The organism is Streptomyces sp. BE303, from assembly GCF_036290945.1.
GTDB lineage: Bacteria > Actinomycetota > Actinomycetes > Streptomycetales > Streptomycetaceae > Kitasatospora.
In genome coordinates, this window is record NZ_JAQYWZ010000859.1 from 102,389 (window position 1) to 116,719 (window position 14,331).

Below are 14,331 nucleotides of genomic sequence, written 5' to 3' on the forward strand. Positions count from 1 at the left end.
CGCCGGTACCGCCCCCCTCGCCCACGTCGCCCGCCTCGTGCTGGAGCCGCCATGTCCGACACCCTCCGCGAACCCACGGCTGCCACCCGCCCCGAACTGATCCGCCCCAGGGTCCCCGAGACCGACTGGGACGACTGGCGCTGGCACATGCGCCGGCGCATCACCACCGCCGACAAGGCCCGGCAGTGGATCAACCTCAGCGTCGACGAGGAGAAGGCCATCACCGGGGTGGCGGGCAAGTACCGCTGGAGCGTCACCCCCTACTACGCGTCGCTGATGGACCCGGACGACCCGGCCTGCCCGGTCCGGCTGCAGGCGGTGCCGGCGCTCGGCGAGCTGATGGAGTTCCCCGGGGCCGAGGTCGACCCGGTCGGCGACACCTTCTACCGCAAGACCAACCGGGTGGTGCACAAGTACCCGGACCGGGTGATCATGCTGGTCACCGAGGCGTGCCCGGTCTACTGCCGCCACTGCACGCGCAAGTTCCACACGACCGACGTCGAGGGCACCTACTTCCGCGACGACGAGGGCGGCTCGTACGACGAGGACCTGCGGTACATCGCGGACCACCCGGAGATCCGGGACGTGCTGTTGACCGGCGGCGACCCGTTGTCCTACCAGGACGGCAAGCTGGAGGAGATCATCGCCGGGCTCCGCGCGATCCCCAGCGTGGAGATCATCCGGATCGGCAGCAGGTTCCCGGTGCTGTTGCCGCAGCGGATCACCGAGGGGCTCTGCTCGATGCTCGCCCGGTACCACCCGGTCTGGCTGAACACCCACTTCAACCACCCGAAGGAGATCACCCCGGAGGCCGCGGCGGCCGTGGACCGCCTGCTCCGGCACGGGATCCCGGTCGGGAACCAGACGGTGCTGCTGCGCGGGATCAACGACGACGTCGACACCATGCGCACCCTGATGACCGAGCTGCTGCGGATCAGGGTCCGGCCCTACTACCTCTACCACTGCGACAACGTCACCGGGGTCTCGCACTTCATGACGTCCGTGGAGAAGGGCTGGGAGATCATGGCCGGCCTCCAGGGCCACATCACCGGGTTCGGCGTCCCCCAGTACGTGCTGACGACGAAGATCGGCAAGATCCCCATCGCGCAGCCCTCCTACACCCCCACCCCCGACGGCCTGCTGCTCCGCAACTACCGAGGCCAGGAGATGGTCGTCGACGGTACGGCGCAGCCGATCACGGAGTCAGACACCCCATGAGCTCTCTCGACAAGCGGCTCGGGCAGCGCTTCCTGCCCTACGGAGCGAACTACCTCGACTGGTCCGACATGGCGGAGCTGCAGGAGGTGATCGAGCACCAGGTCCTGTTCCGCTACCAGACCGAGACCGAGAGCATGGCCTCCCGGCTGGAGCGCAGCGTCGTCGAGCGGCTGGGCGCGGGCCACGCCCTGGCGGTCCACAACTGCACGGAGGCGCTGCGGCTGGCGCTGATCTCCACCCGGCCCGCCATCGGCGACCTGGTCCACATCCCGGCGGTCACCTTCGTCGCGGTGGCCGGCGCGGTGCTGTCCTGCGGTCTGGTCCCGGTGCTGGTCGACGCCGACGACTCGCTCTCGATGGACCCGACCCTGCTGCCGCCCGACGCGCAGCGGGTGATCACGGCCCACATGGAGGGCACCGTGGCACCCCTGCCGGTGGGTGTGCCGTACCTCGTCGAGGACTGCGCCCAGTCCCTCGGTGCCCGGTTCCCCGACGGCCGGTACGTCGGGACGGCCGGGTACGCGGGGACGTTCAGCTTCCACCACAACAAGGTCCTCACCTCGGGCGAGGGCGGGCTGCTCGTCACGAACGACGAGGACGCCTGGGCGACCATGCGCCGCTACCACGACCACGGCTCGGCCCGGGTGCCGGGGCACTACCCGACGTGGAACCGGGACGCCCACTTCGGCGAGAACTTCGTGACCAGCGAGCAGGTCGCGGCCGTCCAGTGCCAGCAGTTCCGGCATCTCGACGAGCTGCTCGCCGGCCTGGAGCGGATGTACGCCATCGCCATGGCCGAGCTGCCGAACCGGTCCGACCTGGTGGTGCGGCCCCGGGCCGCCGGGGACGTGAAGGTCAGCCTGCGGTTCCGGTGCGAGAGCAGGGAGTTGCGGGACGCCTCGGTGGCGGCGCTCACCGCGGCGGGGATCGCCAACTGGACGCTCGGGAAGTACCTGCTGCCCGACCATCCGGTGCTCACCGGCCGGCGTTCGCTCTACCGCGACGGCTTTCCGTGGAACCACGCGCCCGAGGGCCCGCTCGCGCTCAGCCGCGACGGCTTCGCACGGACCAGGGACCTCCTGGACCGCACCCTGTGCGTGCCGCTCTCCCCGGAACTGTCCGAGGAGGAGCAGGCCCTCGCGGCCAAGGCCGTCCGCCAGACGCTGGAGGCGGTGTGACCGACGCCGAGGTGCTGCTGATGGTGGACGACCGGCCGTCCTCGTTCACCCGCTACGCGGCCCGGGAGCTGGCCGGCCGGCTGGTCCTGCTGAGGTTCGCCGGGACGGCGCCGGACCTGCCCGAGGACTACCTGCTGGAGACCGCGCACCTGCCCGCCTTCTGGGTGCGCGAGGACGTGCCGGCGCAGGAGGAGGCGAAGCGCTACCGGGAGTGGGCGGCCGGGCTGCCGACGGCCCCGAGCCGGTTCTGCAATCCGTCGGAGCCCCGGCAGGCGGTGGCCCAGCGGTTCGCGGAGCTGGCGGGCCTCCCGCACCTGACCGAACAGCAGGTGGTCCTGGTCCGGGACAAGGCCGCCATGAAGGAGCGCTTCCGTGAACTCGGCCTGCGGACTGCGGAGTTCGCGCGGGTCCGGTCGGCCGAGGAGGTCGGGCGGTTCGCCGCCCGGCACGGCTGGCCGGTGGTGCTCAAGCCGGTGGACTCGTTCGCCTGCGTGGACACCCACCGGCTCACCGGGCCGGGCGACCTCGCGGGGATCGACCTCGGCGCGCGGAACTGGATGGTGGAGGAGCACCTCGGCGGCACCGAGTGGGAGGTGTGCGCGCTCATCCTCGACGGCGAGGTCCTGGACGCGTGGCCGAGCGCGATGCCCTGCCGCCCGTTGGACATCGTCGACGGGGCGATGAACGCCAACATCAGCGTCGGCACCGGGGACGGCCCGCCGGTCGACCTGCGGGCGCTGGTCCAGCGCATCGTCACCGGGACGGGCGTCGACCACGGGTACGCGCACATGGAGTTCTTCCTGATCGACGGCGAGGTGTACGCGGGGGAGATCGGCGTGCGGCTCGCGGGTTGCGAGATCCCCGCCAACCACGGCCACGCGTACGGCTTCGACGTGTTCGGGGCCACCCTGGCGGTCTACCTCGGCCGCCGCCCGGACCTCGCCTACCGGGAGCGCCGCTGTGCGGGCGACCTGCTGCTGCCGCTGCCCGGGTCCGGCAGGGTCGGGCGGATCACGTCCCGCGAGGAGATCCTGGGGATGCCGGGGGTCGTCGACGCCGTGCTCAAGGTCGCCGCCGGTGACGCGGTGACGGCCCGTCGGGCGTCGCACAACGCCTCGGGTTACGCCCATGTCGTGGGAGGGTCGGTGGAGGAGGTGGAGGCCCGGATGCGCGAGGTGCTCGACCGGTTCACGATCGAGGTGCTGCCGGAGCGGGAGACCGACCCCGTCCCGCTCTGATCCCACGCGCGCGCGAGCAGTGCCACCCGCACCACCCGCACCACCCGCACCACCCGCCTCGCTCGCGTCGTCCGCGGGCAGGGGCCGCACCACCGACCCCCGCCGCCCCCGGGCGGCCACGGAACGGAGACCGACCACGTGACCAGCGGCCTGCCCCGTCGCTTCCTCGACCTGCTCACCCGACCCCGGGTGGCCGGCGCGGCCTGGTGGAGCGTCGTCTCCAGGCTGCCGGTCTACCTGATGTCGCTGGCCGTCGTGCTGACGGTCCGTGAGCAGGGCGGCAGCTACGCCCAGGCCGGTCTGGTCGCCGCGCTGTACACCCTCGGGATGGCCCTCGGCAGTCCGCTGATCGCCCGCCGCCTCGACCGGCGCGGGCGTGCGACGGTGCTGACCGCCACGGCTCTCGCGTACCCGGCGGCGCTCGCCGTCCTGGTCTGGGTCACCCGCCCCGGCGGGTGGGCGCAGCCGGTGGTGGCGGTCGTCGCCGGGGTGGTGCTGCCGCCGGCGAACGCCTGCATGCGCTCGCTCTGGGCGCGGCTGCCCCTCCGGGAGGAGGAGCGCGAGACGGCCTACCTCTGGGAGGCCCTGCTCACCGAAGTCCTGGTGATCGGCGCGCCGCTGATGCTGGCGGCGCTGATGCTGGTCGGTTCGGCGGGCCTGGCGCTGACGACGGTCGCGGTGCTCGGCGGCCTGGGCACGCTGGGGCTCGCGCACACCCGGCTGCCCCCCGGCACCGACGGCGCCGAGGCGTCCGCCCCGGACGGCCCGGACGGCCCGGGTGGCCCGGGTGGCGGGAACGATCCGAAGGACCCGGGCGGCCCGAAGGACCGGGGCGGCCTGCTGGGTCCGCTGCGCGAACCGGCCCTGCTCGCGCTGGCGGCCGTCATGGCCGTCTCCGCGGTGCCCGTCGGGCTGCTGACCCTGGCGATCCCGGCCTTCGTCGCCCGGCACGGGGCCCCCGGCGGTGCGGGCGTGGTGTACGCGTGCTGGGGGATCGGCAGCGCCCTGGGCGCCCTCTGGCTCGGCCGCTCGCAGTCCCGGGTGCCTCCCCAGGTGCGCTTCCCGCGCCTGCTGCTGGCGTACGCCCTCGGGACGGGGCTGACGCTGCTCGCCGGCTCCCAGGTGGGCCTGGCGTTGGCCCTCGCGGTGGGCAGCGCGCCCATCGCCCTGGTGTCCGCCAGTGAGATGACCCTGGTGAGCGCCATCGCCGACGGCCGGTCGTTGGCGGAGGCGTTCACCTGGGCGTCGCTCGCCACCGTCCTGGGCGACGCACTGGGCCAGCAGGTCGGCGGCCTGCTGATGGACCCGTTCGGGCCGCGGGCGGTCTTCGCGGTGGCGACCTGCACCGCCCTGGCCGCCGCCGGACTGGCCTTCGCCTGCCGGGGGTTGCTGGCCCGTCGGCCGGCCCCGCTGGTGGAGTGTGCGGCGTGACGGCCGGGCCCGCGACCCCCGTGGTAGGCCGCCGGTCCGGCCCCTCCGGCCCCGCCGGCCTGTGCGGCCCGCGCCACCCGTGCGGGGCCCGCGGTCCGCGGAGCCCCCGCCGGCCCCGCAGTCCCGGCCGTCCCCCCGGCCCGCACCGTCCCCCCGGCTCCCTCCGGCCACGCAGGCGCTCCCGCCTCCGCCGGCCCGTCGACCCGTTCACCCGTCGTCGGCTCGTGCCCCGAGCCGCTCCCTTCCCTCCCGCCCTCCCGGCGCGGACGACCCGAGGTGGTCCCTCATGAGTACAGCCCTCACCGACCGGCGGCCCGACGGGCCGTCCGCGCCGAAGCCCCTGTTCCGCCAGGTCACCCGGCAGCAATTACCCCAGGCCGTCCGGGAGTTCCTGGACGCTCCGGAACTCTCGCCGGTGCCCGTCGCGACCGAGGACCGCGCCGACCTGGCAGCCGGTGTCGAGCTCGCGGGCCGGCTGTACGGCGGCCTGCGGCGACCCCACCCGCTGGACGTCGGAGTCGTCCTCGGCGCGGCCGACCTGCCCGCGGGGCTCGCCGAGCTGGCCCGCCCGCTCGCCCGGACCTGGGTGTCCGAGGAGGAACTGGCGGACCTCCCGGCGTTCCGGGCCCGGCACGCCGGCTCGCTGCTGGTCGTCGGCTGCTACGACCGGCTCACCCTCGACCCCGTCCGGGCCCTGCTGATGGCCACCTACCGCGGCCCGCGGCACGGGCTGACGCTGCTGAGCGGCCGGGACGGCGACTCGGTGGTCTGGAACGTGGCCAAGCAGTACGCGGAACCGGCCCTGGACGTCGACGCGCTGGGCCTGTTCACCGACACCGACCGGCCCCCGCGGCTGCCCGGCGTCCAGGTCTTCGACGACCGCGACTTCGAGCGTTCGGACATCCAGGCGGAGATCCTCGGCACCCGGTGGCGGCGGGTGGCCTTCCAGGGGCACGGCAAGGACGACAGCGTCAACCTCGGCGAGTTCACCATCTGCGGCCTCAACGGCACGGCCCGCGCCGTGCCCGGACTGCTCGGCCCGCGCTGCGCGTACGGACTCCCCTGCTACAAGCCCGAGGACAAGCTGGTGCCCCTCAACCGGGTGGAGGCCGTCGAGGTGGTGCTCAGCGCCTGCAACAGCGGCCCGCTCGCGGACCTCGCCCTGTACGACCCGAAGTACCAGCTGCTGCTCAACGCGCTCGACGGCCCGGCCCGCACGGTGGTGTCGGCCGTGTCGGTGCACGACTCCGACCGGCCGGAGAACGTCGCCTGGATGCACGGCGCCCTCCTCGGCGCCGACTCCGTCGACACCCTCAACGCCAGTCTGGCGGGCTCGCACCCCTACCCGGCGTTCATGCGGTTCGGACTGCCGGGCGCACCGGAGGACACCCCGCCGCCCCCGGCCCCGGCGGACCACCGGCCCGACGCGCTGCTGCTCACCGTGGGCCGGCGGCTGACCGCCTACCTCGCGTCCGACCTGCTGCCGCACAACCACCCGCTCCGGCCCCGGCTGACCAAACTGGCCCGCAAGGTGGACCTCTGGGTGGCCCGGCCCACGCATCTCGCCGACCAGTCGCCCGAGCAGATCCACGCCTCGCTCACGGCGGACCTGCAGTCCCTCGACCACGTGATCACCGAGCAGGTCGCGGCCGACCCCGAGACCGAGCTCATGAACTACCCGGCGCACTTCGGGGACCGGAGCAGCCTGGATCCGCAGGTCCGGGAGGTCACCTGCCACTGCGGCCGCCCCGCGCAGGAGTTCACCCGGCGCGGGCTGCTCCCGCAGATCCTGGACACCACCTGCGCCGTCTGCATGCGGTGCGGCGACGTCACCTTCCGGGTCCCGGACGCTCCCGCGCTGCTCGCCCACGCCGCGGACGAGGTCGAACAGGGCGGGGTGCTGGAGGTCCGGGCCACGGTCACCGCGGCCCGCTCCGGCCCGGTCCGGCTGGGGCTCTTCGTCCCGACCTACCTGCGCGAGGACACCACCGTGGAGCCGGCCACCACCAGGCTCAAGCTCCCCGGCGGACAGGCCGAGGACGTCGCGTTCCGTGTGCGGTTCGCCCCCGGCACGGCCCCGCAGGCCTACTACTTCACGGTGTTCGCCGTGCAGGACCTCGCCGTCTCGACGGCCCGGCGCCACTTCGGGGTCGTCCCCCGGAGCGCCTGACCCACCCGCAACCCCAGGGAGAACCATGGAGAGCCAGACCAAGCCGGCCATCGAACTGATCGAGCAGAACGGCGAGGTGACCCTCAGCATCGGCGGCGAGCAGGCCATGCAGGCCTGGGAGCGGGACCTCATGTGGGCCAGCGCCGACATGCTCTGCGAGTACGGCCGGGACTTCTACGAGGTGGGACTCGGCCTCGGCCTGTCCGCGCTGCGCATCGCCGGCAACCCGGCGACCCGCAGCCACACCGTGCTCGAACTCTTCGACGAGGTCGAGGACCTCTTCCGGGCCCGGCACCCCCGGGTGCCCGACAACCTGACCGTCGAGCGCGGCAACTTCTTCGAGCGGGTCTTCGACCTGCCGTCCGAGAGCATCGACGGGATGTTCTTCGACCCGGCCCTCGACATGGACGTCTGGACGGACGCCGAGCTGTGGGCCAGGACCATGCCGGAGGTCGTCCGGGTGCTGCGGCCCGGCGGCGTGTTCATCCCGTTCTTCAGCACCAAGCCGGAGCTGCGCTGGCAGTACCTGCCGCACTTCCGGTCGATCCGGGTCGAGCGGCACCCGTTCGTCGCCTACGACACCACGGAGTACACCCACGGCGGCACCACCGGTGACGCCTTCATCCAGTGTTTCCGCAAGGACTGACCCGGCACACCGCCCGCCGTCCACGACCGCTCCGCCGGTCGGCCCTCACCCGACACCGCGCACCGGCGCCGCCCCGGAGGTACTCCCATGACCGTCACGCTGCCCGATGGCTCCCGCCCCGACCTCGGCATCCGATCGATCTTCCTCGCCGGCCCGTTCATCCAGCTCCTGGACCCGGAGACCGGCGAGATGCCGGCCGACGCCCGGGCCCCGTTCGACGTCCTGATCAAGCACTTCGAGGCACAGGGACTCTCCGTGCACAACGCCCACCGCCGCGAGGCGTGGGGCGCGGAGCTGATGCGGCCCGAGCAGTGCACCCGGCTCGACCAGGACGAGATCCGCAAGGCCGACGTCTTCGTCGCGCTGCCGGGCCATCCGGCCTCCCCGGGCACCCACATCGAGATCGGCTGGGCGAGTGCCTTCGGCAAGCCGATCGTCCTGCTGCTGGAACGCGGCAGGGAGTACACCTTCCTGGTGCAGGGCCTGCACACGGTGGCGTCGGTGGAGTACGTGGTCCACACGGACATCGCCGCCTGCCTGCCCGCCGTCGACCGGGCGGTCGAGCGGGCGGTGCTGCGCCTGCGGGAGGGCGAAGGCGGCCGGTGACCGTCGACCGCCCGGGGTCGGGCTCCGGCTCAGGCCGGAGCCCGGCCCACCCGTCCACGACCCCTTTCACGGCCTCGTCCACCGCCCCGCCCCGGCCGGTCCCCGGGGAGCGCGGCAGGTCCGTGCGGATCCTGCCGGCCGTCCTGGCCTGCCTCGCCCTGACCGCCACCGCCACTGGCTTCGTGCCGCCCGGCGGCCGGCGGCACGAGCCGGCCCCGGCCCCGACACCGGCGGCGGCGGTCTACACGGTCGCGCTGACCGGTGACTCCGCGGGAGGCCGGTGGTCCGGGCACGAGGAGGTGAGCTTCACCAACGACTCCCCGGAACCGCTCCGGGAGGTCCAGCTCCGCCTGTGGGGCAACGCGCACGGGGGCTGCGCGGAGCCGGCGGTCACGGTGACGGGCCTGGTCGGAGCCGCCGGGGACGCGTTCTCGGTGGGCTGCACCGCGCTGCGGGTCACCCTGCCGGTCCCGCTCGGTCCCGGGGACCGGCACACGATCGGCTTCGACCTGACCGTCCGGGCCCCCGAACGCGCGGACAGCGCCGACCGGTTCGGACGGCACGGGGCGTACAGCTACTTCGGCAACGCGCTTCCGGTGCTCGCGGTGCGGGACGCCGCGGGCTGGCACCTCGACCCGTTCACCGACACCGGGGAGTCCTTCTACACCCTGGCCGCGGACTTCACCGTCGCCCTGGACCACCCGTCCGGCCTGGGGGTGCCGGCCACCGGCACGTCGACCGGGGCCCCGGGTTCCGCGGGACGCACCGTCACCACGGCGACCGCCCGGCAGGTGCGCGACTTCGCGTGGGCCGCGGGCCCGTTCGGCACCGTCTCGGGCGTCTCCGCGGGCGGGGTGGTGGTCAACGTCCACACGGTGGCCGGCGTCGGGGCGGAGGACGCGCGGGCGATACTGGCCGTCGCGGTGTCCGCGACGGACGCGCACTCCCGGGCGTTCGGCGCCTACCCGTACGCGGAGCTGGACGCCGTCCTGGACGACGACCTCTGGTTCAGCGGCATGGAGTACCCGGGATTCGTCCTGGACCGGGTGAACACGACCGCGCTCGTCCACGAGGTCGCGCACCAGTGGTGGTACGGCGTCGTCGGAGACGACCAGTACGGCCGGCCCTGGCTGGACGAGTCGTTCGCCGAGTACGCCACGGACCTGGCCCTCGGCCGGGACGGGGCGGACTGCTGGAACTCCGTCGCGTGGTCGTCGCCGCAGGAGCGGATCACCAACGGCATGGCGTACTGGGACGACCACCCGGCCCGGTACGGGGAGGTCGTCTACGGGTACGGCGGGTGCGCGCTGCACGACCTGCGCCGGCTGATCGGCGCCGGGGCGATGGCCGACCTGCTCCGCGGCTACGTCCGCGAGCACTGGTACGGCGTGAGCAGCACCCCGGCGTTCAAGGCCGCGGCCCAGGCCGCCACCGCCGAGGACCTGGCCCCGTTCTGGGCCGCCCACCGGATCGACGGCTGACCGCCGCCCGAGGACCCGGGTCGGGTCGGTCGGGCGGCGGCGGGCCGTGGACGGCGCGCTTCACGCCGTGCGGTGGGCGTCCTCGGCGTGGACCGGGTGGGCGAACGGCTGTCCGGCGGTGTAGCGGGCGAGCTCGTCGGCCGCGGCGGCGGCCATCCGGTGCAGCTCGCGGCCGAGCGAGCCCGCGATGTGCGGTGTGAGCACGACGTTGGGCAGGTCGTACAGCGGGGAGTCGGGCGGCAGCACCTCGGGGACGGTGACGTCGATGACGGCGTCGAGCCGCCCCGTGGTCAGCTCGCGGACCAGGGCGTCCTGGTCGACGAGGGAGCCGCGGGAGGTGTTGACGAGGGTGGCGCCGTCGGGCATCAGGGCGAGCCGCCGGGCGTCGATCAGGTGGTGGGTGTCGGGGAGCTCGGGGGCGTGGACGCTGACCACGGCGCTCTCCGCGCACAGCTCGTCGAGCCCGACGGAGCGGGCGCCGAGGCGGGCGGCCTCGGCCGGTTCCACGTACGGGTCGTGGAGGAGCAGGTCGAGGTCGTGGGGGCGCAGGAGTTCGAGGACCCGGCGGCCGATCCGGGAGGCGCCGACGATGCCGACGGTGCGCCGGTAGTTGCCCGCGTCGGCGTAGGCGGCCTGCCAGTCGTACGGGGCGCGGCGGGTCCGGTAGTCCTCGCGGATGCGCAGCAGCTGCTTGTTGGCGTGCAGGACGGCGGCGACGGTGTACTCGGCGACGGGGAGGGCGTTGGCCCAGGCGGCGGAGGTGACCTGGATGCCGCGGTGCCAGCAGGCGTCGGTGATGTGGTGCTTGACGGAGCCCGCGGCGTGGATGACGGCGCGCAGCCGGGGGGCGGCGGCGAGGACGGCCTCGTCGATCGGGGGGCAGCCCCAGCCGGAGACGATCACCTCGGCCCCGGCGAGGGCGGTGGCGGCCTCGGGGGTGGTGAAGTCGTCGAGGACGAGCGCCGGGTCGAGGTCGGCCAGGGCGCTGAGACGGGCCATGGTGTGCTCGTCGATCAGGCGGCCGGTGAGGTCCCGCTGCATGGCGAGCACGGCGCGGGGGCGGCGCACCGCGCCGGCCCCCTCGGCCGCCGGGGGGTGGGGCATGGTGTTCGTTCCCTCGGGGTCGGCGTGGGCGGCGGGGTTCACTTGACGCTCCCCGCCGTGAGTCCGGCCTTCCAGTGCCGCTGGAGCAGCACGAAGGCGAGGATGAGCGGGACGACGGCGAGGAGCGCGCCGGTGACGACCAGCGGGTAGTACTCGGGGAAGGCCTTGGTCTGGGCGTTCCAGGTGAAGAGGCCGAGGCTGACCGGGAAGAGCTCGTTGTCGGAGAGCATCACCAGCGGCAGGAAGAAGTTGTTCCAGATCGCGGTGAACTGGAACAGCACCACGGTGACGAAGCCGGGCATGACCATGCGCAGCCCGATCGACCAGAAGGTGCGCAGCTCGCCGGCCCCGTCCACCCGGGCGGCCTCCAGGACCTCGCCGGGGACGTAGCCGGCGCAGAACACCCGGGCGAGGTAGACCCCGAAGGGGTTGACCAGGGAGGGCAGGAAGACCGCCCAGAAGGTGTTGACGATGCCGAGCTCGGAGGCGAGCAGGTACATCGGCAGGGCGAGCGCGGTGGTGGGCACCAGGACGCCGAGCAGCACCAGTCCGAACACCTTCTCCTTGCCGGGGAAGTCGTAGACGTGGAAGGCGTAGCCGGCGGCGACGCAGACCAGGGCGCAGAGCACGGAGCCGAACCCGGCGTAGAGCAGGGAGTTGAGGTACCAGCGGAAGTAGATGCCGTCGCCGGTGGTGGCGAGGTCGTGCAGGTTCCGGCCGAGGTTGATGTTGTCGGGGGTCAGGGCGTTGCCGCCGAGGAGGTCCGCGGTGTTCTTGGCGGCTGCGGTCAGCAGCCAGCCGAGCGGCAGCAGGGTGTAGACGGTGGCCAGGACGAGGGTGCCGTTGACGGCGGTCCCGGAGAGGGTCCAGGGGCGGCGGGGGGTGCTCATGCCGCGGCCTCCTTCCGGCGGTCGGAACGGCTGCGGGTGGCCCGGGTGACCGCGAAGGACAGCAGGGCGGCGGCGAGGGCGAGCAGCACCGAGGAGGCGGCGGCCAGGCCGTAGTCGCCCCGCTCGAAGGCGGCGGTGTAGGCGTACATGTTGGGGGTCCATGTGGAGACCACGCCCGGTGCGGTGCCGTGCAGGATCATCGGTTCGGTGAAGAGCTGGAGCGAGCCGATGACGGTGAACAGGCCGACCATGGCGAGCGAGGGCTTGATGAGCGGGATCTTGATGCTCAGGGCGGTGCGCAGCGGGCCGGCGCCGTCGACCACGGCGGCCTCCAGCACCTCGCGGGGGATGGCCTGGAGCGCGGCGTAGAAGATGACCATGTTGTAGCCGGTCCACTGCCACAGGGCCATGTTGACCACGGCGGGCAGGGGGTTCCCGAGCGGGTCGGGCCGGGTGCCGAGGGTCTCCAGGGCGTCGAGCACCGGGCTGATGCCGGGGGTGTAGAGGTACATCCAGATCAGCGCCGCGATGATGCCGGGGACGGCGTGCGGGATGAACAGCGCGAGTTGGAAGAACCGCTTCGCGCGGGTCAGCGCGGAGTCCAGCAGCAGGGCGAGGACGAGTGCGAAGCCGGCCATCAGCGGGATGTAGAGCAGGCAGTACCGGGCGATGGTGAGGAAGCCCTCGCGGTAGGCCTCGTCCTCCAGGGCCCGGGTGTAGTTGCCGAGGCCGGTGAAGACGGTCTCGGTGCCGCCGAAGCCGAGTCCCGAGTGGCGCTCGGTGAAGAGGCTGAGCCGGACCGCGTAGCCGATCGGGACGAGGGTGCAGGCCGTGAAGAGCAGGAGGAACGGGGCGAGCAGGACGGCCGGGGCCCCGTACCGCCCGCGCCGCGCGGTGGCGGCGGCGCGGGCGGTCCCGGTGCGGGTGGTGCGGATCGTCACTGGGCGACCTTCAGCCCGCGGTTCTTGAACTCGGCGAGGGTGGCCTGCTGGGCGGCGGCCAGGGCGTCGTCGATGGTGCCGGTCCGGCCGGCGACCTTGCCGAAGGAGTCCTTCAGCGAGCCGTTGGTGAGGCCCATGACCGGCCCCCAGGTCCAGCCGGGCTTGATGGACCTGGCGGCGTCCGGGAACACCGCGTAGAGGTCCTGGCCGCCGTAGAAGTCGGTGTTGAAGGCCTGCTTGGCGACGGGGACGAGCTCGGTGGCGGCGGGGAAGGCGGAGGAGGTGCCGGAGGCGATGCGGGCCTTGAACCCGTCGGCGGTGGTGGTGGCCCAGGTGGCGAACTCGACGGCGGCCTTGGCCTTCTTGCTGTCCTTGGAGACGGCGAAGGTGGTGCCGCCGAGCATGCCGCTGGCGGGGTTGCCGTCCCAGGTGGGCATGGGGGCGACCGCCCACTTGCCGTTGATGTCGGGGGTGGTGCCGAGGTTGGACTTCAGGACGCCGCCGCCCCAGGAGGCGCCGAGGTAGCCGGCGGTCTCGCCCTTCTGGAGGGAGGCGGTCCACTGCTGGCTGAAGGAGGGCTGGACGTGGACGAGGTCCTCGTCGATCAGCTGCTGCCAGTACGCGGAGACCTTCTTCGTCTCGGGTCCGGTGAGGTCGGCCTTCCAGGCGTCGTCGGCGGCGGTGAACCAGCGTGCGCCGTTCTGCCAGGCCATGGCCTCGAAGGTGGTGGGGTCGTCGGGGAAGAAGGTCGCGATGCGGGCGTCGGGCTGGGCGGTCTTGAGCTTCTGCGCGGCGGTGCGGAACTCGTCCCAGGTCTTCGGCGCGGTGATGCCGGCCTTCTCGAAGAGGTCCTTGCGGTAGTAGAACGCCTGCGGTGCGGCGTCCAGCGGCAGGGCCCAGGTCCGGCCGCCGAGGGAGGTGAGCTCGGTGGCCTGCGGCAGGTACCTGGCCTTCAGGTCGGCGCCGACGAGCTTGCTGATGTCCTGGACGGCGCCCTGGCTGACGAAGTCGGGCAGCTGCGGGTACTCGACGTTGAACACGTCGGGGGCGTTGCCGGCCTTGACGGCGTTGGAGAGCTTGGCGTAGCCGCCGGCGTTGCCCGCGGGGATCTCCTCGAAGGTGATCTGGATGTTCGGGTGGCCGGCGTTGAAGGCGGCCACCACCTCCTTGGTGCCCTTGGCCCAGCCCCAGAAGGTGAGGGTGACGGGCTTGCCGTCGTCGGCGCCGGCCGAGCTCTTGGCGTCGCTTCCGCAGGCGGCCAGCAGGCTCACGCAGAGCGCGGCGGCGGTGGCGGTGGCGGCGGCGCGCAGGGCTCTGCGACGGGAGGGCACGAGTGAGCGCATGGCACAGCTCCTAAGAGGGGCGTCACGGTTCCGGGACGGGGGCGTCGGTCCGGGCCGGACTCGTGAGGGTGGGGGCGACTGGCTG

At 73.3% G+C, this 14,331-nt stretch carries 12 protein-coding genes; 8 read left to right on the forward strand and 4 right to left on the reverse strand.

The genetic code is table 11. The annotated features are described in order from the left end of the window. Window positions 1–51 precede the first annotated feature (51 nt). From blsG to PUR56_RS30570, 8 genes are all read left to right on the forward strand, one after another. Window positions 52–1,218, forward strand: a complete 1,167-nt coding sequence (blsG, locus tag PUR56_RS30535) for an arginine 2,3-aminomutase (protein WP_329877012.1) — start codon at window positions 52–54, stop codon at window positions 1,216–1,218. Then, window positions 1,215–2,396, forward strand: a complete 1,182-nt coding sequence (locus tag PUR56_RS30540; protein ID WP_329951347.1) for a DegT/DnrJ/EryC1/StrS family aminotransferase — start codon at window positions 1,215–1,217, stop codon at window positions 2,394–2,396. Before blsG ends, PUR56_RS30540 begins: the two co-directional genes overlap by 4 nt. Next, window positions 2,393–3,634 carry an ATP-grasp domain-containing protein gene (locus PUR56_RS30545; protein WP_329951348.1) on the forward strand — a complete coding sequence of 414 codons (1,242 nt, stop codon included), beginning with the start codon at window positions 2,393–2,395 and terminating at the stop codon, window positions 3,632–3,634. Before PUR56_RS30540 ends, PUR56_RS30545 begins: the two co-directional genes overlap by 4 nt. Before the next feature lie 138 nt (window positions 3,635–3,772). Then, a complete protein-coding gene (locus PUR56_RS30550; protein WP_329951349.1) occupies window positions 3,773–5,065 on the forward strand; it encodes an MFS transporter in 1,293 nt (430 codons plus the stop codon). A 286-nt stretch (window positions 5,066–5,351) separates the two neighbouring features. Next, entirely contained in the window at window positions 5,352–7,235 is a 1,884-nt protein-coding gene (locus tag PUR56_RS30555) for a hypothetical protein (protein ID WP_329951350.1), read from the forward strand. Between the two features lie 25 nt (window positions 7,236–7,260). Continuing rightward, the gene (locus tag PUR56_RS30560) at window positions 7,261–7,881 is read left to right on the forward strand and encodes a class I SAM-dependent methyltransferase (protein WP_329951351.1); all 621 of its coding nucleotides are present in this window, start codon (window positions 7,261–7,263) and stop codon (window positions 7,879–7,881) included. Window positions 7,882–7,968: 87 nt separating this feature from the next. Further along, the gene (locus tag PUR56_RS30565; protein ID WP_329951352.1) at window positions 7,969–8,487 is read left to right on the forward strand and encodes a nucleoside 2-deoxyribosyltransferase; all 519 of its coding nucleotides are present in this window, start codon (window positions 7,969–7,971) and stop codon (window positions 8,485–8,487) included. Between the two features lie 122 nt (window positions 8,488–8,609). Beyond that, entirely contained in the window at window positions 8,610–9,968 is a 1,359-nt protein-coding gene (locus PUR56_RS30570) for a M1 family metallopeptidase (RefSeq protein WP_329951353.1), read from the forward strand. 60 nt (window positions 9,969–10,028) lie between these two features. Here the strand turns inward: PUR56_RS30570 and PUR56_RS30575 are convergent, their stop codons facing one another. From PUR56_RS30575 to PUR56_RS30590, 4 genes are all read right to left on the reverse strand, one after another. Further along, on the reverse strand, window positions 10,029–11,009 hold the full coding sequence (locus tag PUR56_RS30575) for a hydroxyacid dehydrogenase (protein ID WP_329877063.1): 981 nt from the start codon (window positions 11,007–11,009) through the stop codon (window positions 10,029–10,031). A gap of 101 nt (window positions 11,010–11,110) precedes the next feature. Continuing rightward, window positions 11,111–11,962: a carbohydrate ABC transporter permease gene (locus PUR56_RS30580; RefSeq protein WP_329877028.1), complete on the reverse strand. Its 852-nt coding sequence runs from the start codon at window positions 11,960–11,962 to the stop codon at window positions 11,111–11,113. Further along, window positions 11,959–12,897 carry a carbohydrate ABC transporter permease gene (locus PUR56_RS30585; RefSeq protein ID WP_380520260.1) on the reverse strand — a complete coding sequence of 313 codons (939 nt, stop codon included), beginning with the start codon at window positions 12,895–12,897 and terminating at the stop codon, window positions 11,959–11,961. The genes PUR56_RS30580 and PUR56_RS30585 overlap by 4 nt, the downstream gene beginning before the upstream one ends. A gap of 2 nt (window positions 12,898–12,899) precedes the next feature. Then, the gene (locus PUR56_RS30590) at window positions 12,900–14,246 is read right to left on the reverse strand and encodes an ABC transporter substrate-binding protein (protein ID WP_329951354.1); all 1,347 of its coding nucleotides are present in this window, start codon (window positions 14,244–14,246) and stop codon (window positions 12,900–12,902) included. Window positions 14,247–14,331 lie beyond the last annotated feature (85 nt).